This is a genomic window from Neiella litorisoli, from assembly GCF_014773395.1.
Taxonomy (GTDB): Bacteria; Pseudomonadota; Gammaproteobacteria; order Enterobacterales; family Neiellaceae; genus Neiella; species Neiella litorisoli.
In genome coordinates, this window is sequence record NZ_JACXAF010000014.1 from 46,190 (window position 1) to 66,661 (window position 20,472).

Below are 20,472 nucleotides of genomic sequence, written 5' to 3' on the forward strand. Positions count from 1 at the left end.
GCAGTAAAAACCTAGGCAAATCTTCAATCGCGCCTGAAATCTGTCATATTAGTGTCATCTTAGTTACATAAGGTGGCGCCTATGTGGCAGATATTCAAACATTTCTTTTCTTTAGGCTGGGTCAGTTTTGGTGGGCCGGCAGCCCACCTTGGCTATTTTCAACGACATTTCGTGCAAAAGCTCGGTTGGCTGGAGCAGCAGCGCTATGCTCAGTTGATTGCGCTATCACAGTTCTTGCCCGGCCCAGGCTCGTCCCAAGTGGGTTTTGCTATTGGCTATCAGCGCGCTGGACTACTTGGTGGTTTGACCGCTTTTGTGGCCTTCACCGCTCCCTCATTTGCGATTATGCTTGGCATCGCCATATTAAACACTAGCCTGACGGAAAACCTGTTTTACCAGAGCGTAGTGCATGCGCTGAAGTTGTTCGCTGTAGTGATCGTCGCCGATGCCGTGCTGACTATGTCAAAGCAGTTTTGGCAGCGCCAACTCGGCGTGATGGTTGGTTTGTGCAGTACCGTGATCATGCTGCTTTATCCTGGAATTAGCAGTCAGTTATTGGTGCTCGCGGCGGCAGCTGTAATTGGTTGTTTGCAGCCAGTAACCGACTCTAAAGCAACGGCGTCAAATCATGGCTTGCAACCCCGATGGTGGGCGCTGGCTGCGTTTGCTTTGTTGTTTATTGGCTTGCCGCTAATTGCTACTAGCTCGCCGTTGCTTGGTTTGTTTAGTGAGTTTTTTCAAGCCGGAGCGTTGGTGTTTGGTGGTGGTCACGTGGTGCTGCCTTTGTTGCAGGAAACCCTAGCAGGACAGGTCACAAACGATAGTTTTCTACTGGGTTATGCCTCCGCGCAGGCTATACCGGGGCCGATGTTTACCCTGGCTACGTTTCTTGGTGCCGATTTGCTCCCCGAATCTCCAATTGTTGGGGCGCTCGTCGCCACGTTAGCTATTTTCACGCCGGGTTTTTTGTTAATGGTGGGATTTCTGAGTAGTTGGCATGGCTTAATGGCCAAGCCAAGGTTGGCAGCGGCGGTCGGAGCCGTCAATGCAGCAGTGGTCGGGCTTTTATTAACTGCTTGGTACAGTCCTATCTTTATCAGTTCCGTTGGCTCGGCAACTGACTTCGCTGCGGTTGTTGTGGCTTTTGTGATGGTGCGTCAACTTCATGTGCCGGTCACTTATGTTGTCGCTGGTTTTTGCTTGTTTGGGCTGTTATCTGCGTTTTAACTCATCTGTCGCCGTCATTGTGCGGCGACAATCACTCGGTTCCGGCCTTGTTCTTTAGCTTGATATAAAGCCTTATCTGCTCTGGCAGTCAGTTCATTGAGGGTTTCTGTTTTGCCGGTGTGTTGAGCGATACCAATGCTTGTCGTTACCGATAACTCTGCGACTAAATGGCTCAGATCGAGGTGCTCAATGCTGCGTCGAATGCGCTCGGCAATTAGCTCGGCTTGGTTACTGCCTGTGGCTGGTAACAACACCAGAAACTCCTCGCCGCCGGTGCGGCCAAGTATATCTTGAGTGCGAATCGCTGCTTGTGACGTTTGTGCCAGGGCTTTGAGCACTCGATCGCCAATCTCATGGCCGTAACTGTCGTTGATGGCTTTAAAGTGGTCGATATCCATAATCAATAGCGAGCAGTTTTGGCGGTTGGCATCAGCTTGTTTCAACATCTGGATGCCCGCTTCTTCAATATGTCGGCGATTGGGGAGCATGGTGAGTGGATCGGTCAGTGCAAGATGCTGCATTCGGCGAGCGTGAACAAACAATCGAAAGCCAGCAATGATGATGATCACTAGTAGCGTTGCGGCGAGCGCTACTGTCATCAGTTGCCATCGTGATGCTTCGTTCAGTGCTTTTAACTCGGCATTTTTGAGTGCCTGTTGTTGTTTGAGGTGGAAGTTTTCATTTTGGGTGCGCTCAAGGTTGTATTCGATGCGCAGCCGAGCAGAGTGCTGTTCATCTTGTTTTTCGGTCAGTTCAATTAAGCTCTCGGTGTAGCGCTGTTGCTCATCAAAGGCATCTTGCCAGCGGTGTTGTTTGGCGTAGAGCAAGGCTTTTTCTTTGTACAGTAATGACAAATAGCGGAGGTTCTTTTCTCGTTCAAATGAAGCTTGGGCTTGGGCCAAAGCCTCGGTTGCAAGTTCAAATTGATTGAGGCCGCTGAGCGCCTGACCGAGGTAGAATTGATTCAACAGCGGATCGAGATCTGGCTCTTTGCTGAGTTCGATCGATTGTCGGATGTACGCCAGCCCCGACTCATAATCGCCCATATCATTATGAATGCTCGCCAGATAGGTTGCGGCCATTGAGACGCCGTCTTGGTTGTCATTTTGCTGATAGAAATCGTAGACCGTTTTGGCAATGTTATTAGCTTGTTCTAACTCCCCTTTATCTTGATAGATCATCGATTGATATAACTGAATTTCAAGAAAACCATCGCGATTGACGGCCTTGGAATAGAGTTTGGAGAGTCGGTCGTAATGCTCTAGCGCATCATCATAAGCACGCATGCGCCGATACGTGTTGGCGATGACCGAGAGGTTATAGGCACTGTAATAGGGTAACTCTAGGGCGTCATAGGCGGTTTGAGCCAGCAGCAAATCCTGCAAGGCAATGGCAAGATCGCCGCGATATGAATTGATTTCGCCACGAGCGGCCAGCATGTCAGCGATGAGCCGTTGATCGCCGGCTTGCTCGGCAATTGCCAAAGCCAGCTCGATTTTGCTCAAAGCGGCGTCGATATCGCCGTAGTAGAAGTCATAGGATGCCTGGCAATTGATAAAGTCAGCCTCGGCCAACTCGTCTTTGGCTTGTTGAGCGAGATTGATTTGCTGCTCAGTAAAGGCTTTTACTTGCTGTGGTTCGAGGTGATAGAGATACCAGCATTTAACCCTGTTGAGTAACCGCTGTGCCGCGTCGCTAAAACGCGGAGCCTGTTGTTCAAGGAAGGCGAGCTGCTCTAAATCAGCTTCGATGGTGGTGTCAGAGCCATCATTCAGCACCTGCACGGCAGTGAGAAACTCTTGTTCAGTTAGCTCCTCGCCCGATTGAGCCAGCACCGGATTGGCCGAAATCAGGCTGAGGCTCACGAACAACAGTAGCAGGGGAGATCTGAACATCGGCAATAGTCACCTTCAGTAACGTACTGTTATTGTACCTGTCTATGGGGCTAAAGCGACTCTGTTTCTGCCTTGGTGCTTGGCCAGATATAGAGACTCATCAGCGCGCTTAAACCAAGGCTCAATATGGTTAGAATTCAATTGCGCGACGCCAAATGATGCGGTGACTTGCGCTTGCTCTGAGATATGACTCGCTTCAATCACAGCCCTCAGATTCTCCGCGAGTGTTAGCGCGCCTGCGGTCGAGGTTTGTTCACAAACAATAGCAAATTCTTCGCCTCCCCAGCGCACCAGATGGTCATTATCACGGATATGTTGCCGTAATAGGGTGGCCAGAGCGACGAGAACGCGATCGCCCTCATCGTGGCCAAAATTGTCGTTAAGCTGTTTGAAGTGATCAATGTCTAATAAAATCAATGCAGTAGCGCTTTGTCCTGATTCGTACTGACTGATTGCTCGCTCCAGAATATCAATCAGACCATTGCGGTTCAGGCAGCCGGTGAGCGAATCCTGTTTTGCCAGCGTTTCAAACTTATCGCGTTCAATTTTAAGAAAACTATTAATTTCGTTAAGGCGCTTCGCTTCACGTTGGGTGTATAAGTATTTGAATCGAAAGCGACGGGCGATCACCACAATTTGCAGCACTGCGGCAATAGCCCAAACCATCAGCAGGTAGAAGTACAGATCAGCTGCGCGAATCCATTTTCCGTCGAAGTGGAAATCGAGGATTTGAATCTGGACATCGCGGGCGCTTCGGTGATCGCCGGTTGAGATTTGAATGTTTTGTACGTTGTCGAGTTGGGACGCTGTCGAAATCTTGGCTTCGGTTCGAGAGAAAACCCACCATGATGGCACATGAAATTGGGATAACGGCAAGGTGTAATGCTGAATGCCTGCAGAGGGAACCAGCACTTGCACGTTGGCTCGAATGATGTCGTTATTATTGATGCGCTCGCCGTTATTGAGATAGACCAGCAAGGTATCCCGCTCGCTGGCTTCATAGCCGAGTGTCAGGGTCAATGAGTCAAAGCGGCGAAGATCGATGCCGTTACCATCATCATCAGCCAGCGGCAGTAGCATGCTGCAAAACGCAAAGCTTTGAGACAGTACGATTTCGCAGTTGAGAGTTGGTTTGCCGTCGACAAATGACAGTTGCCCGCGCGATCGGCCCCCGTTGATGTCGTCATTGCTGAGAGTTATTGGTACTGCTCTGGAGAGTTCATAGCTGTAGCTGACATTCATTCCGAAATGTTGCCAAGCGACCAGACCCAAGGTCAGGAGGAGTAAAATAAGGTAGCCAAATTCGGTTTTGATCAGGATCTTCATGGGCGCGACAACAATGGGTTAACTGGCTGTTTGGAATGCGAATCTTGAGACGTCCGCTTATTTTGGAGTATTGATGTTGCGCTCAATCGAAGCAAGCGCGGTGGTCACAAAAAGGCAAGCCGGATGGGCTCCGGCTTGCCAAATCAGTGTGCTTATTGCTGAGGTTTGAGGTGGGTCTCAAAAAGCTTGTGAATGCGCTTGTATTCATCGAGCCAGCTTGATGGCTCTTTAAAACCATGGGGCTCGACCGGGAAAATGGCGGTTTCAAAGTCGTCTTTTTCCAGCTCAATCAAGCGTTGCACCAATCGCACCACATCTTGGAAGAACACATTGTTATCAAGCATTGGCGCGTTGATTAACAAGGGTTTGTTGAGGCCCTCGGCATGATAAATCGGTGAACTGACCCGATAAGCTTGAGGATCGATTTGTGGTGTGTTGAGAATATTACTGGTGTATGGCGCGTTGTAGTGCGCCCAGTCCGTGACCGGCCGCAGCGCAGCGCCCGCGGCGAACAAATCAGGCTCTCTGAACAAGGCCATAAAGGTTAAAAAGCCACCATAAGAGCCGCCATAAACACCGACTCGCTTGCCATCGACATTGGCGTTCTGCGCCAACCATTCGACCCCAGTGGCCATGTCTTCGACTTCCGGATGGCCCATATTACGATAGATGGCAGTCCGCACATCGCGACCATAGCCTTGCGAGCCGCGATAATCGATATCCATCACCACATAGCCTTGCTCTGCCAGTAAGTTATGGAACATGTACTCGCGGAAGTAGCCTGACCAACCGGCATGGACATTTTGCAAGTAACCCGCACCGTGAACAAACATCACTGCTGGGTATTGGGTTGCGTTGTTGGCGTCATAACCTTGTGGGTAGAAGATCTTGGCGTACACCGGTTGAGCATCATGGGCCGAAGGCATGGCGACAATTTCAGGTTGTTGCCAGTCGATTGCTTGGAACTCGGCCTTGACGGTGTTGCTTAATTGTTTTACTTGGCCTTTGCCATCAGCGGCGGTGACAAACAATTCAGGCGGCTGAGTCATGGTTGAATGAGTCAGCAGCAGCTGTTCGCCATTGGGACTAAGTTGATAAGCGGTCATGCCTTTGAGATCGGTGAGTTGAGTGATCTTGCCACTATCGGTCGCCACTCGATAAACATCATAGATGCCCGGATGCGAGGGGTTGGAGACATAGTAGATATAGGCGCCATCTGGGCTCACCGTGAGCGATTGCACTTCTTGATTGCCGCCGACTAAGCGGCGGGTTTTGCCTTTGAGCGATTTGACATACAAGTTGCTGTAGCCCATTTGCTCTGACAAGTAATAAACCTGATCGCCGAGCCAGCCAAACTCATTAAAGTCGTAGTTGACCCAGGCATCATCATGCAATCGATGTTGTGGCTGAACCAGCCCTGAGCTATCAACTGAAGCAATCCAGCGATCTTTATTGTCGACCGCTTCAACCATCAACAGCGCCGTATCTTGCTGCGGATGCCAGATGATCGATGGGTGGCTGAGCCCCCAATCTTCCATCAGTTGCAGCTTACGATCTTGCTGCTCTGGGGCCTCATAGGCACTGCCGTAGGCTTGCCGATTTGCTGCTCGCACTGCTTTAAAGACATCATCTTCGATGCCAGGCAATACCGACATATCTAGAATCGTCATGGCACCCGTTTGATTATCAACCAGCATCAGTTGCAGTGGAGCAGGATCTTCATCGCCGACCCGCGGGCGCACCGATTGTGTTTCAATGGTGCCATCGGTGGTGATGTAATTGGGCATGATGTCGCTGTCGGAACCACTATCGCGCTCTTCGGCATAGGCCAACAGTAAATAACGGCCAGAAGCAGACAGCCGAGCCGCTAACAGCTCGTGATCGTCACCCAGATAAATCGGCTCAGGCGCTGCCGATGGGTCTTGTTGTTGCCACTCTTGTTTATTGTCAAAACGTTGTTCGGCGCGTTTGTGGTTGTCGGCAACCCATTGAATCAACTTGTGTTGCTCTTGTGCGACAAAGCCCTCTGGCTGCGCTGGCGGTTTCGGACTGTCTTCGAGCCGTACATCTGCCAATTGCATTCGTTCACCAGAATGAAGATTCAGTGCGAAAAACTGGTTGCCTTGGCGATAGCTAATGCGGCCATCGGCCATAAAGCGAGGCTGGCTGACGTCATCGCTATTGCGAGTCAGTTGTTTGACATCGCCACTGCTCATGTTCGCCAGCATTAAGTTGCCGCGGAAAATATAAGCGCGCCATTTGCCATCAGCTGAAGTCACTCCCTCTTCCATGTCGGTGAGGTAGCGCTGCTCGATGGGTACAATGTCGGTATTGCCCTGTAAATCCAGCTTCACGCGCTGGTAGTAGACTTGATCTTTGACCTTTTGGTCGTAGTAAACCGCACTGCCATCCCAGTGCCAATGGCTGGCATAGGGTTGATATCCAATCCACTCGGGATCGGCCATGATTTGTTGCAGTGTTAACCCTTGAGGCTGACTTGGAACAGTAGCGGTAAGAACGGTGGTTGCCGTTGGTGCCGTGGTCGCAACATCAGTCGATGTTTGCGCACATGCGGTGAGCATCACAAGCGATGCGACGATGGAATATCGGATCATGCCGAGAACCTGTTTTATTGTTGTGTCGGATAGAACTGTCGGGCTCGCTATTCGGAGCGGCGATAGTATACACGAATGGCAGCAGCGACCGCGAACAGCCGCGGGTAATGGCGGCGCAATTTGTTGATTTGAATAATAGGAATCTCGTCTCAGTTTTGGCAAACTAGCAGCGTCTCTCTGGACTGAGGCTGTTCTTCACGAACTCGTTGGAAACATGGAACGTTTGGGCGAATCGACTTCGACGTAATTTCTCCTATCGTGTTTTATTGGCTTGTACTCTGTACTTCGCCGATGCCGTTTTTCGTTATGACATGCCTGTGATTCCAGATAGTGATTTTTAACTTCACTGAAGGATATGAATAATGATCATGAAACGTCGAATGGTTAAGCATGTCGGGTTACTGGCTCTAGTGTTGCCTCTCACTGCATGCTTGGATGATGATAATGACAACAAGGATGTGGTTGCGGCTTTAGAACAGCAAAATGCCCTGCTAGAAGAGCAAATAAAGAATGAGAAAGAACAAAACGAACAGCAAGCGCCAGTTATCGTAAATTCTGTCACTCTGTATACAAGCGTTGTTGATGCGGCAGATTATGCTGATGCTGGCCCTGTAATTGTTCACTTTAAAGAAGGGCCAATGTGGCGTGAGGCCATCGAGTTTGATACTGGTGAGATTCTCATCACAGATATCAAACCGATGTCAGATTACGAAATGGTGATTTCTAGCCCAACAGATGCCTTTATGCGTCGAGCCGTTTTTGGCAAAACCCAAGATTCTTCAACCGAAAACAGCTACCAGCAACTGGATGCGGTGATGGTTTCTCCGCCAGTTCAAAAAAGCATCAAAATTATCAATGTGAATAGCGACAAAGCCATTGATGATTTACAACTCAAAGCTTACAGCAATATCGGTGAAGGAGGCTTATCCGCTGAGACCTATGCCCACCCCGCTATTTATGATGCCGCCACCGAAAGTTACAATTTCATCCTACCTCAAGACTTAGATGTCATTGTCTATGGTTCACTCGATCCTGACGGTGATGGCGAGGCAAATTATGAAATCGAGTATGGAGCATATGATAGCTACCGACACGAGTTTCATTTCTATGCATCGTCGATGCAACCTGATGCTGAAATAGGTGTTCGATCGTTGCAAGATGACGAGCCAGTTACATACACTGAGCTACAAGTTCGACTCTCCGTGCTCGACGAAAATGGCAATGCCGTCAATGCTGCTGAAGTGGCCATTAGTGATGAGTTGAATGGTGAGCTGGCAGCGCAGTTTGATGCCGAGCAGCAACAGTATGTCTTGGATAGCAAATTGAATAGCTCGCTATCGGTTAATATCTCTGCGTTTGAAAGTGATGGGGTGTTTTATGGTAGTTCGAGCGTTTATATCTACCCGAGAGACAACGGCAGTTTTGACATTACCACCTCCGGTAACCGCTACGAGTATCGCTATACCAGTTATGCCACTGATGGGGCGATCGATCTCATTATTGGCCCGAATCAGTCGAGCCCAACTAGTGCGCTCGAGGTAACCGCTGTTGCTGATGTCTCCGGTGCTAATTATCAGGCAAGCATCTACTATAGTTCGCCGATTGCTCTGCTTGAGGGCTCAACATCGCTGGTTCAACAAGATGTTTGGCAAGTCACTTACGGAAATAGTGATGACAATGATCTCATTTTACCGGGAACCACTGCTTATCGGATCGTTGACGTAGAAGTACCGCATTCCGCTGAGCTCATGTTGAATAACACGCGCTTGGTACTGAGCTCAGACTTATCACTCGCCGAGGGTTATGAATATAGCTATCAGGTGAACGAAATTGAAGACTCCGTCGCGACAGTACGGAAAAATCTTTATGATGACCATGTCGACTTTTACTCGCCAGTGACCTCCGAATTTTCCATCGATGATATTGTTTTGGACAACCGAAACTATTGGTCCAATGGCAGTGAGTTGGTACCTGTCAACACTGCGGGTATTGCTGCTAATGCCTACGAAAGACGGGATAGCGCCTACTTGCACTTTCCTGAATCAATTGCTTCGTTGAAAAACTTTACGCTGTCCAAAGTGATAATTGTTGAAGATGGTGTCGCAGAGAATTCTTTTTCAAGCTATCAAATTGTCTCAGGCGGCAACATATGGATTAGCTCGGCGCTGGCGTTGCCAATAGCCGCCAATGAAAATTTAGTTCGGGATGGCAACAACTACATGGCAACTATTCGAGGTACCACGTTGCCAGAGGGGCGTTGGTACTATGTGGGGGTTAGTAGTTATATCAATGACGATAAAGAGTCATCTGAGAACTCCATTACTTTCGATTACTCGTTTGAAACGATGGACGGAGAAATCAAAACAGGCACTATCACTTTGTCAGTCATGTAAACCATAAGATTTATCATTATGCTAACGCCAGCCTTAACACCGCTGGCGTTTTTTTTGATGCGGACTAGCCAGCCAGTCTTCGATAAATCCACACCACGCCATGCAGCAGCAATAACCCTGTGAAGCTACAACAAAAGAACAACAGAGCTATCGATTCAACGGCTTTTGGAGTGCTGGCGTAGAGCCAATACCATAACGGCCAGCACAGTCCAGAAAGTATAATTAGCTGCCAAGCGCAGGTCTTGCAGCGACCAAGTTTGCGCTTAAATGCGGTACTGAGGCAGTCGTCACAGGCCAAAACTGGTTTCCTTGCAGGTAAAGGATGATTCTTGCGTCATCTTAGCGGCCAAAGCTGAGGGCGACTAGCTATCGCTGAATGATCGTCTGCCAGTTCACGCTTGTTGCATGAAATCGGGTGACAGTGATGTTGGTTTTGCTGATAATAATGGGCCGAATTTGATAGGTGTCCCATGGCCAGTACTCCGCAAAAACAGCGTTCTCAAGATCGTCAGGTCGAATCTCTGAAAGTCCCGCCGCATTCACTTGAGGCCGAGCAGTCGGTGCTTGGTGGCTTGATGTTGGATAACGAAGCTTGGGACCGCGTGGCGGAAAAAGTTGTCGCCCAAGACTTCTATCGTCGTCCTCACCAGCTGTTATTTGAAACCATGGGGCGGCTGGCCGAATCAGGCAGCCCAATTGATTTGGTGACATTGGCTGAGGCGCTGGAAAATGAAGGTGCCTTGGATGATGTCGGTGGCTTTGCTTACATTGCCGAAATCGCTAAAAACACGCCAAGTGCATCGAACGTCGCAGCTTATGCGGAAATTGTTCGTGAACGTGCAGTCACCCGTGAAATGATTGCGGTGGCCAATGATATCGCCGAAGCTGGCTTTGATCCGCAAGGCCGCAAGGCGGCGGAATTGCTCGATATGGCTGAGAGCAAGGTGTTTAAAATTGCTGAAAGCCGGACCAATTCCAATGAAGGCCCGCAAAACCTCAATACGGTTCTGACCGCGACGGTTGAAAAAATCGAGCAGTTGTTCAATAACCCTCATGATGGCGTTACAGGTGTCGATACTGGCTATGCTGACCTCAATAAAATGACCGCCGGCCTGCAGCCTTCGGATTTGATTATTGTGGCGGCTCGACCCTCGATGGGTAAAACCACCTTCGCCATGAATTTGTGTGAACACGCAGCGCTGACCGCCGATAAGCCGGTGGTGATTTTCTCGCTGGAGATGCCGTCTGATCAAATCATGATGCGGATGTTAGCCTCGTTAAGTCGCGTCGATCAGACCCGCATCCGGACTGGCCAGCTCGATGATGAAGATTGGGCGCGGATCTCTGGCACCATGGGAATGATGGTCGAGCGCGGTAAACTCTACATTGATGACTCTTCCGGCCTAACCCCTACCGAAGTGCGTTCGCGATCGCGCCGAATTGCCCGAGAGCACGGCGGCGTTAGCATGATCATGGTCGACTATTTGCAGCTCATGCAGGTGCCCGGATTGAGCGAAAACCGGACCTTAGAAATTGCCGAAATTTCACGATCGCTCAAGGCCTTGGCAAAGGAATTAGAATGCCCAGTGGTGGCTTTGTCACAGCTTAACCGCTCATTGGAGCAGCGCGCCGATAAGCGACCGGTGAACTCGGATTTGCGTGAATCGGGCTCGATCGAGCAGGACGCGGATTTAATCATGTTTATTTATCGTGATGAGGTGTATCACGACGACAGCCCCGATAAAGGTACGGCCGAAATCATTATCGGTAAGCAGCGGAACGGCCCGATTGGCCGTGTTCGACTGACGTTCCAAGGCCAATTCTCACGGTTCGATAATTATGCCGGTGGCGGCATGATGGAGGAATAGCGCTTGGAAGTCGCTGTTGCCACGATCCACACCGCAGCACTGGCTCACAACCTTGAGCGAGTGAAAAACTATGCGCCGGGCCATCCGGTGATGGTCATGTTAAAGGCCAACGCATATGGTCATGGTTTAATCGAAAGTGCCCATGCGCTCAGTGCCGCCGATGCCTTTGGGGTTGCGCGCTTACACGAAGCGGTGACCTTGCGCGAAGCCGGCTTTCAGCATCGTATCGTGCTACTTGAAGGCTTTTTTGAGGCCAAGGAGTTGCCGTTAATTGCGACCTTGCAGCTCGATGTTGTGGTGCACCAGCAATGGCAACTTGAAGCGCTGGAATTGATTGACGATGGTGAGCTGGAGCAGGCCATAGCCGTTTGGCTGAAAATTGACTCTGGGATGCATCGAATTGGTGTGGCACCCGAGCTGGCCGACGACTATTTGCGGCGTCTACAAAACTGTCTGGCGGTTCGCGCAGACATTAATTTGATGACCCACTTCGCTTGTGCCGATGATTTGCATTCAACCATGACCCAAAATCAGCTGGCGACGTTTGAATCCTTGTATCCCAGCTTTTCAGAACATACCTTCGGTGGCGAAGTGTCACTGGCCAACTCTGCGGCGATTATCGCCCATTCTGCTACTCATCAGGGCTGGTTGCGACCGGGCATCATGCTGTACGGCGCCAGTCCGATGCAGCATGGCCAAGCTCAGGATCATCAATTGCAAGCGGCCATGACCCTCAACAGCAAAGTGATTGCCGTGCGCGGGTTAGAAGCTGGCGAGCCTGTGGGCTACGGAGCTCGATGGCGCTCCGCCACACCGACTCGCATCGCAGTGGTGGCAATGGGCTATGGCGATGGCTATCCGCGTCATGCTGAAGACGGCACGCCGGTCATTATCAATGGCCAGCGCTTTCCGCTAGCGGGGCGGGTATCCATGGACATGCTGACGGTCGATATTGGCGATAGCGATGTCAGTGTTGGCGATGTTGTGGAGCTTTGGGGTCAACAGCTTTCAGCCGATGAAGTCGCCCGATGCGCCGGCACGATTGCCTACGAGCTATTTTGTGGCATGACGCGACGAGTGAAATTTCGTTATTGCTGGTGAAAACCAACCCATTTGTCGTTATTTGATTATCTTGTTCAGCTTTTGTTAATTTTTTGCCTGCTAATCTCTAAATCATTGCTAATATTAGTGAAAGATAAAGAAACTGCCTGACGCCAAGCGCTTAGATGGACTCAGGCTGAGTGATTCCATTTTTCAGATAGGATATGAATGATGAAAGCATTGCTGTTAGGTCTTGGGGTAATGGTTGCTGGTACGGCTGTGGCGAATGATGAAGCCCAGTTGACCGATGAGTTGGTTCAGTTGGCTGCCGAAGCGAAGTACATCAGCATTGATTGCGGTATACCGTTAGATAAAGACAAGTTCATCGATCTCACGAAAATTTATGCCTTTAATAACGGATATGATCCCAGCACTGAAATTAACTGGGAATATGTAAAGCTTGAATCGCATAAACTTTACATGGCAATGAAGAGTGACTTGCCACACGCAGGTCAGGCTTGCGATAGCCTTACTGACAAGTTTAAAGATGCGCTGCCTGCGTTAGAGAAAAAACCAGAATTAAAGTTGGACATTGATTCTTAATCAGCCCATTAAATTACGATAGCCGAGCATTGCTCGGCTTTTTTGTGCCTACAAGGGTTACTGGCACAAGATCACGCTAGCTTCGTAACCATGGACACTGAGTTGCTGTGTTGACAGAGTCAACTGAGCTTGCCCGAGTAAGGTCTGAGCATTGCTAATTGGCGTTGACCAACACGACAGATCGAGTTCAATGGCTTGCTGCTCATCACTGCGATTGATTGCCACAATAAGCATCTGCTTAGCAATAAAGCGCGCAAACACAAATAAATCTGCTTTGGCATATAAGGTGGCATAAGTACCACATTGCAACGCTGAGTATTGCTGGCGTAGCGCAATGGTTTGCTGATACCAGTGTTTCAACTCCTGATGCCAGCTTGTTTCATCCCAGTTAAAACAGGTTCGGCAATAGGGATCATTGTGGCCCGTCAGGCCTATCTCATCACCATAATAAATGCTCGGAACACCGATATAACTCATCAGTAGCAATACCGCTTGCTTCATGGTTGGTAAGTGCTCATTGACTAAGGTAAAAAAGCGTGCGGTATCGTGGCTGCCGAGCAAGTTGAATTGGGCCAATTGATGCTCAAAAGCAATGCCATGACGAGCTTCGGCTAGCCAGTCATCAAAATCTTCGGCGCGAATTCGGCATGGTTGATACGCTACATCCTGATGGGCGAGAAAGGCTCGCACTGGGGTGGCAAAGCCAAAGTAGTTCATGGCGCCATCTTCCTGATCGCCCTGTAACCAGCGGCTAGCCTCAAAGAAATGTTCACCAAGAACCATGGCTTCGGAGTTGGTTTGTTTCACTGCTTGGCGAATTTGGCGCATGCGAGCGGCATTGTTTTTAGCGCCGGGTCCATCGCCCAACATGTGAATGACATCAAGACGCCAGCCGTCAATGCAGTAGGGTGGTTGCAGCCAGTGCTGAATGACTCCCGACTGTGGATTGCAGAAATAGTCTTGCACTTGCGGATTGCTCCAATCGAGAGTCGGCAGCGTTTTAGCGCCTTTCCAACAGTGATAAGAGTCGGCATTGGCCGGATCGTAAAAATAGTAATAGTCGCGTGTCGCTGCGTTTGGTGAAGCGTATGCGCCGGCTGAGTCGTGCTGCTGCCAGCGATCAAACCAAGGGTGACTTTCCGAGGTGTGATTGAATACGGCATCAAGGACGATTTTCATCTGACGTTGGTGGATTTGTTGGCATAAATCAGCCAGCGCGGCATTACCACCGAAGTGACGATCAACATTAAAGTAATCTTCGGTATCGTACTTGTGACTGCTTGGCGAGCTAAATACCGGATTGAGGTAAATCGCGGTAACGCCTAGTTGTTGAATATAATCAATGCCTTGTTGAACGCCAATAAGATCACCACCGTAAAAAGCGGCTTGATCGCCTTCGGCTAGAATAGCCTCGCCCCACGACATGGCTCGGCTCGCCACTTCGCCGTGATAAAGATAAGCATTGGACTGGACATTAAGCTGAGGATCGCCATTGCGAAATCGCTCAGGAAATACCTGATAAAACACTTGGTGGCGAAGCCACTGTGGCGGGTGATTGGCAATTAGCCAACGAAACTGATGCTCACGTTTCGGTGCTCTGGGGTTCATTCCTGTTGCGTCTAACCATAATTGGCGGTCACCACAAATGGCCTTAAAGCAGTAAAAAAATGTCAGCTCATGGTCTGACAGTGGCATTTGCGCCGTCCACCATTGCCAATGCTCATCGGCACCTTCTTGGCGCATTGCCGTCAACTGCTCTTCGTTGTCTGGCTCGGTGCGCAACCATAGTTGATCGACGACGGCATCTTTAGCGAAACGCAGGCGCACGACGAGCTGACCATCGGTGCTGTGGCGATACTCAGGTAACGGATAGTGATGCATATTGTGGGGGTAAGGCGGTGTGGGGTAAGCAGCGGCGACCATGAGCAACAACCAAAGACGATGTGATTAAGCCATTTTAGCGTAACCTTGATGGCAGCGATGGTTGCATTATTTGGTATTCGACAAATGAAATTTGTTGCCACAGCAAGGTGGCGCTAAAGCGGCGTCTTGCAAGTACTGGCCCAACGGTGAGCTAGGTCTGGCCTTGCACGGTAACGATGATTGAGCGGCTAGAGGCGTGATCACGATGCTCGCCGAGGTAGATCCCCTGCCAAGTTCCTAGCGCTAAGCGGCCAGTCTGAATGGGAATACTGACACTCGCACCAAGCAAGGAGGCCTTGAGGTGTGCCGGCATATCATCTGGGCCTTCGTAGGTGTGTTGATAGTAGGGTGCGTTCTCTGGCACCGAGTGGTTGAAATGGCGCTCGAAATCGCCACGAACCGTGGGATCAGCATTTTCGTTGATGGTCAGTGATGCCGAGCTATGGCGAATAAAGGCGTGAAACAAGCCAACGTCAATCTGGCTCAATTCAGGTACGGCAGCGGTTAGCGTATCAGTGATGAGATGGAAACCGCGTCGATAGGGGCGGAGATCAACTTGGGTTTGAAACCACCGACTATTTGTCAAAGCAAATCTCAATGTAGGCTTTGCCGGCGTCGCTGGTAAACGGCAGAATCAGTTTTGGACCTTTTGCTTTGTGGGTAATGGTGTGAGCTGGGCCAGATACCACTGCCGGTGTCGCCATATCAAACTCATAGCCTTTATCGCCCAGTAGATTTTTCGCACCGCCGGTCACCATATTGGTGATTTCACCCACCATATCGGTGACTTCTTCATTCACGCTGGTAGGGCGCTCACCCAGCATTCGCTGCATGATTTCAAAAGCCAGCTCTTGCTCAAAACTAATGGAGAACGAGCCTTTGGTTTGTGGGCCAATCATGCCAATTAACCCTGAAACGTCCCCTCTGGCCACTTCATCTCGCTTTAAGCCTGGCTTGCCTGGCGTTAATTGCATGTTCGCCATAGTGCCAAGAACATTTTGGAGAGAGGTCAGAAAAGGGTTCACGAATTCAGCGTTCATTGAGCAATATGTCCCTGAGTCTTTTGGCTAAGTAAGGTATTTGTCAGACTCTACGGATTCTAATACGAATTAAGTCTTTGACAACTGTTGGGATGCAAGATTATGCAATGCTTTGTTGAGGGTCACAACTATGGCGCTCGATGATGATTTTCTGGCCCGTTACTGGGGTTTATCATTGCTTTTTGTCGACAGAAAGGCTGTCAACGAGATAAATCCCCAAACCACTTCCAAACCAAACACTGGCCAGTTGCCATCTTGATACAGTTGAAACAGCAAAATCCAAGCGGCATAGGTATTGAGTAAATAGTAGTGTTTGGCCTGTAACCGGCCTGCCGAGAATTTCCAATAGCCTAAACAAAACGCGAGTGTTGAACTCCACCCCCATACGGCAATGCCAGACATCGAGCCTTGTAGCAACATGCCGCAACCGATTAACAGCATCAGCAAACAGCTGGCAAACAACACGCGGTTAGATATTGGCAACTTCGGCAGCTGCCAGCATTGAAGTGAAGCTATGCTCACCATCAACCAGAACAGATTAATCGCGACAGGTTGCCAGGACATCAGTGCCAATGAGCTGATCACTAGTGCCAACGCTGCTGTCGCATTAAAGCCAAAGTAAACCGGATCGGCGGATTTACCCAGCACACTGATCCGAGCGTGGGCATACAAGTAGCAAAGGGTGCCAAACCAGCCGAGCAGTGACAACAAGGTCATGTTAATCAATCTCGATGTGCATGTTGCGGATATAGAGCTGCTTGCCCGCATGTGGTCCATTGGCAATCTGAACCAATGAATAACGCATCATGCCATCAAAGATCTGTTCGTTATCGTGAGGCTTTAATACCACCGGATGCCACCTGAGCACCTCGCCGCGAGAGCCTTGCGGTATGACAAAAAACTGTTTGCTACCGTCTTCCGTCAATTGATAGCCAGTGACGACAGGAAACCCTTCTGCGGGCACCAAGCGGATAAAGCCTGAACCTTCAACCATCCGGCCCGAGCTGAGAATTTCATCAAATAAGCCCTGTGCTTTGAGGGTCGCCAGTGCCTGATCAAATTGCTCGATAAAGGCTTGTCCAGAGGCGTTATTGGGGGCCACTAGGTAGACATTGTTGTAGGCGCGATGCTGATTCAACACCTTAAATTCGTGGGTTTTATGGGGCATGTAACGGCGAATCAAGTGCTTCGCCACTTGAATACTAATCGGTAGTAAGTCGATATCGCCGTTGGCCAACGCCTCAAGCGCCAGCAATTCGCTACTAAAAATCTTTGCTTCGGGAAGCAGTTCATCGATTTGTTGGCCATAGCTGTAACCCGCGACACGACCAAATTTCAACGCTGGATTGCGGCCAACGGCGAGTTTGCTGATGTCCTGATGCCAGCGCTCGGAGTAAAACATGCCATTTTCGACTCGCATCAGCGGCGCAGAAAATAGCGCTTGGGCTTGTCGCTCGCGCGTTTTAAAAAATGGGAAGGCTGCAGTAATGTCGCCCTCGGCAGCCATTTTAAAACTGAAGTAGTAATCAATATGCTGCCACGAGGGGCTGCGTTTCATTTGGTATAGCACCAGTTGCACGATGCGCTCGGCGCTGCCCAGATGTTCTTCATCGCCGGTCACAAATGGTGGCCATGGTGCGGTGTAAACCGGTTGTTGTTGCAGTGCTTCAGCTTGAATCACACTGCTCCAACAACACAGAGCAAGTAACAGAGGTTTAATGACGTTTGGCATACAGGTAAACGAAAAAAGCAAAAACAATAAAGAAGAAACTAATCAGTAATAGGTGATCCGTTTCTAAGGTGGCAATCATGGTCAAAAATGATGAAGGCGCCGAATCTCGATAACCCAGAGTGGCGCTGGCAGTATAGGTTCGGCTGTATTCGGACAGCGTAATGGCCAAGTCAAACAGACTAATAAAGCCGATCGCCACCAGAATTAAATCGGTGTAGTAGCTACTTTTCTCTTCCTGAGTTGATTGAATATCGTGGAGCCGGCTCGAACAAATATCGATAAGGCGCTCGGAGTTGGCCGTCACTTTGTCAAAATCCCAGCCTTTGAGGATTTCGTCAATGAGCCGCTTCTTCTCTGGCTTGAGATACTTACGCGCTTCTTGAAAACTACTGATATGCATTCGGGTAATCGCCCGAATCGCGGTGATCGCAGTTTTTGCCTGTTGGACGCTTTTATCTAGATAGGTGGTCGAAATGGTCTCGTACAAATTGCTGTTGCAGGTGTCTTGCACGGCATAAACATATTGGGCCGAGACCATCGCGGCAATTCGCATGTCATTCAGCGGCGCGTCGGTATCGACAAAAACATAGTTGAGCCAGACCATGGAAACATCGGATTCGCCAGCGATAATGGCATCAGCATCTTCTGGGCATGGCGTGTTACTGAGCCATTCGGTAATTAAATTGGCGTGGCTTTGTCGCTGCGATGGCTGCAGGCGCAGCGATCGCGCACTCCATAATTGCTCGACCTCATCATCGGTACTGAATGGTTCGTTGATATCAATAAAGCCGGAAAATTGCCCAATGGGTTCTAGGTATTTCGGTGCTAACTTGGTCGCCAGCAGCTGTAACTGGGGCAGCAAGTGCTGCTGGTAGTATTGGTTAATCAGCAAGGTGGTGTGGTCTTGGACCCAGTTTTCTAAATCGCTATCGGGCAAGGTTTGTTCGTCAAATAGCAGCTCAATGACACTCACCGTATTGCTGTAAATGTGGGCTTTGAGGCTAATTCCAGGTTGCTCGAAACTGTGACTTAAGCTAAACAGCTTCAAGCCATCGCGATCATCAACCTTGAGAGACTTATAAGCTTTTGCTGAGCGTTGTTTGGGGATTTCGGCTGTCGGCACCAGTGATTGGATGGTGTCGAGAAATACTCGATATCCAGCTGTTTTTTCGTTAACCCCAAGGCGCAGGTTCAAGTGCGATCGGATTGGCGTGATGGTGACTATTTGCATGAGTTTACTTTGGCAACTACAACTTCGGTTCCAAGGCTACCATAACGCTTTTGTGAGTTGTTGATTTGTATATAATATTTGCTGGTGTAGTTGGCAGCCGTCAGTATTCGGCAGTTAGTTAGCGCTTTTAGCTTTAAAATAAGGCGTGATGGAACAAGCAATTACTAAGTCCTACCAGCAACAGAGGTTGGTTTTTGCCTAAGATGAACAAAGTCGAACAACAGCTTGGAGCGCGAGGAGCCGTCATTGTTTTATGATTATCAGGCCTGGCTGCGGGCAAGCCTTGCTGCGGTGTTGCTTGTTTCGACCAGTGTTGTTGGCGAGCCAGCGCAAGTGCCGCAAAAAGTTATTTTCAGTGATGCTAGAGCATCTGATGATCCGCGGGTGACCTATAAGCTGGAAGTGTTGACCCAAGCACTAGAAGTGACTCAAGCGCAATACGGCCCTTATGAGCTGGTGATCAATAACGGCCGAATGACTAACAAGCGGGTGATTCAGCGACTCGAAAAGGGAGGCGCGGAAAACGTTTATTTTGGCGTCACATCACACGAGCTTGAGCAGCGACTTCTGCCCATTCGTATTCCTACCCGTATGGGGGTGCTGAATTATCGGTTATTACTGATCCACAAAGATAATGCACACCGGTTTGCCGATATACGCACTGTTGAGCAACTCAAGGCACTGACCGTTGGCTTGGGCTCCCAATGGGGCACGCGTCAAGTTCTCGAATCTCAGGGATTCTCTGTGACGCCCAGCAACACCTACGACGGCTTGTTTAAAATGTTAGAGACCAAGCGTTACGACTATGCTCCTCGTGGCCCCAATGAAATCTACCTTGAGCTGGAACATTTTCGCGAGCAGATGCCCAATGTCATCGTTGAACCGACTTTGGCGCTGTTTATCGCTGCGCCGTTTTACCTATTTGTCAGTCCGCATAACCCCGAATTAGCGGAGCGATTACAAGTCGGGCTTGAACACATGGTCAAATCAGGGTGGCTTCGGCAGCATTTTTATCAACATTATCAAGCAAATATTGAGCGCGCTGCAATCGACAAGCGATACGTCATTTACATCGATAACCCCTTGCTGCCAGAACAGACTCCACTTGAGCGTTCCGAACTTTGGTATTGGCCACATCCGCCGAGAGGCAACTGATCGCCAATTACTGTCTTCTTTGGTGCAGTCAGATTTATGGTGACCTTTATTGGTGCATTTCCTGCTTGGCAAATTAGAAACGAAAAGCTGCTCGATGCTCGCCTATCGTTGTTGTAGCAGCATTTGTCGCAAATTAAGTGCATTGGCACAGGCCTTGCTTCGTCATTCATAACGCACTAGAGAGAACTATCTCCGCTACCAACAAGCTGACGGCTTGTGATGGACCAGCGTTGACCACAATTTGAAAATAGACATCTAGGGTTCCGGCTGACTTCAAATCAGTGACTGGTCCGAGAGTTGTCAACCTCACCGCTTTATCGCAATCGAGGTCACACGGAGGGACAAAAGCCCGGGAGAACGACCTTAGGTCAAAGTTTCTCTCGTGCCACAAGTTTCTTTGGGTGAGCTCAACGCGCACATCCA

General features: G+C 49.6%; 16 protein-coding genes and 1 riboswitch. Of the genes, 6 read left to right on the top strand and 10 right to left on the bottom strand.

The features are described 5' to 3' along the window. Positions 1-81 precede the first annotated feature (81 nt). Entirely contained in the window at positions 82-1,227 is a 1,146-nt protein-coding gene (gene chrA / locus IC617_RS11515) for a chromate efflux transporter (RefSeq protein ID WP_191145134.1), read from the top strand. 14 nt (positions 1,228-1,241) lie between these two features. Here chrA and IC617_RS11520 read toward each other — a convergent pair whose 3' ends face one another. The 3 genes from IC617_RS11520 to IC617_RS11530 all read right to left on the bottom strand — a co-directional run bounded on the left by IC617_RS11520 (position 1,242) and on the right by IC617_RS11530 (position 7,063). Continuing rightward, positions 1,242-3,122, bottom strand: a complete 1,881-nt coding sequence (locus IC617_RS11520) for a GGDEF domain-containing protein (RefSeq protein ID WP_191145135.1) — start codon at positions 3,120-3,122, stop codon at positions 1,242-1,244. Positions 3,123-3,164: 42 nt separating this feature from the next. Beyond that, a complete protein-coding gene (locus tag IC617_RS11525; RefSeq protein WP_191145136.1) occupies positions 3,165-4,448 on the bottom strand; it encodes a GGDEF domain-containing protein in 1,284 nt (427 codons plus the stop codon). Positions 4,449-4,600: 152 nt separating this feature from the next. Beyond that, positions 4,601-7,063: a S9 family peptidase gene (locus IC617_RS11530; protein WP_191145137.1), complete on the bottom strand. Its 2,463-nt coding sequence runs from the start codon at positions 7,061-7,063 to the stop codon at positions 4,601-4,603. A 368-nt stretch (positions 7,064-7,431) separates the two neighbouring features. Between IC617_RS11530 and IC617_RS11535 the strand changes: the two genes are divergently transcribed. Further along, the gene (locus IC617_RS11535; RefSeq protein WP_191145138.1) at positions 7,432-9,456 is read left to right on the top strand and encodes a hypothetical protein; all 2,025 of its coding nucleotides are present in this window, start codon (positions 7,432-7,434) and stop codon (positions 9,454-9,456) included. Positions 9,457-9,520: 64 nt separating this feature from the next. Here IC617_RS11535 and IC617_RS11540 read toward each other — a convergent pair whose 3' ends face one another. Beyond that, positions 9,521-9,754 (bottom strand): DUF3624 domain-containing protein, encoded by a 234-nt coding sequence (locus IC617_RS11540; RefSeq protein ID WP_191145139.1) that lies wholly within the window; start codon positions 9,752-9,754, stop codon positions 9,521-9,523. Positions 9,755-9,926: 172 nt separating this feature from the next. On the opposite strand from IC617_RS11540, the gene dnaB reads away from it, so the two are divergent. The 3 genes from dnaB (at position 9,927) to IC617_RS11555 (ending at position 12,968) form a co-directional block, all read left to right on the top strand. Next, entirely contained in the window at positions 9,927-11,324 is a 1,398-nt protein-coding gene (gene dnaB / locus IC617_RS11545; RefSeq protein WP_191145140.1) for a replicative DNA helicase, read from the top strand. A 3-nt stretch (positions 11,325-11,327) separates the two neighbouring features. Then, positions 11,328-12,425 (top strand): alanine racemase, encoded by a 1,098-nt coding sequence (alr, locus tag IC617_RS11550; protein ID WP_191145141.1) that lies wholly within the window; start codon positions 11,328-11,330, stop codon positions 12,423-12,425. A 168-nt stretch (positions 12,426-12,593) separates the two neighbouring features. Next, on the top strand, positions 12,594-12,968 hold the full coding sequence (locus IC617_RS11555) for a hypothetical protein (protein ID WP_191145142.1): 375 nt from the start codon (positions 12,594-12,596) through the stop codon (positions 12,966-12,968). A gap of 57 nt (positions 12,969-13,025) precedes the next feature. Here IC617_RS11555 and malZ read toward each other — a convergent pair whose 3' ends face one another. The 6 genes from malZ to IC617_RS11585 form a co-directional block, all read right to left on the bottom strand. After that, positions 13,026-14,891: a maltodextrin glucosidase gene (gene malZ, locus IC617_RS11560; RefSeq protein WP_191145143.1), complete on the bottom strand. Its 1,866-nt coding sequence runs from the start codon at positions 14,889-14,891 to the stop codon at positions 13,026-13,028. Between the two features lie 151 nt (positions 14,892-15,042). Further along, positions 15,043-15,477, bottom strand: a complete 435-nt coding sequence (locus tag IC617_RS11565; RefSeq protein ID WP_191145144.1) for a secondary thiamine-phosphate synthase enzyme YjbQ — start codon at positions 15,475-15,477, stop codon at positions 15,043-15,045. Further along, positions 15,467-15,931 (bottom strand): chemotaxis protein CheX, encoded by a 465-nt coding sequence (locus IC617_RS11570; protein WP_087506465.1) that lies wholly within the window; start codon positions 15,929-15,931, stop codon positions 15,467-15,469. The genes IC617_RS11565 and IC617_RS11570 overlap by 11 nt, the downstream gene beginning before the upstream one ends. A gap of 159 nt (positions 15,932-16,090) precedes the next feature. Continuing rightward, positions 16,091-16,648, bottom strand: coding sequence for a CBU_0592 family membrane protein (locus tag IC617_RS11575; RefSeq protein ID WP_191145145.1), 558 nt, complete (start codon positions 16,646-16,648; stop codon positions 16,091-16,093). A gap of 1 nt (position 16,649) precedes the next feature. Then, positions 16,650-17,612 (bottom strand): substrate-binding periplasmic protein, encoded by a 963-nt coding sequence (locus tag IC617_RS11580; protein ID WP_191145146.1) that lies wholly within the window; start codon positions 17,610-17,612, stop codon positions 16,650-16,652. A gap of 34 nt (positions 17,613-17,646) precedes the next feature. Beyond that, positions 17,647-18,894, bottom strand: coding sequence for a hypothetical protein (locus tag IC617_RS11585; RefSeq protein ID WP_191145147.1), 1,248 nt, complete (start codon positions 18,892-18,894; stop codon positions 17,647-17,649). Positions 18,895-19,140: 246 nt separating this feature from the next. Between IC617_RS11585 and IC617_RS11590 the strand changes: the two genes are divergently transcribed. Next, on the top strand, positions 19,141-20,049 hold the full coding sequence (locus IC617_RS11590; protein ID WP_191145148.1) for a transporter substrate-binding domain-containing protein: 909 nt from the start codon (positions 19,141-19,143) through the stop codon (positions 20,047-20,049). A gap of 244 nt (positions 20,050-20,293) precedes the next feature. Continuing rightward, a riboswitch (guanidine-I (ykkC/yxkD leader) is annotated at positions 20,294-20,407 on the top strand. Positions 20,408-20,472: the final 65 nt, after the last annotated feature.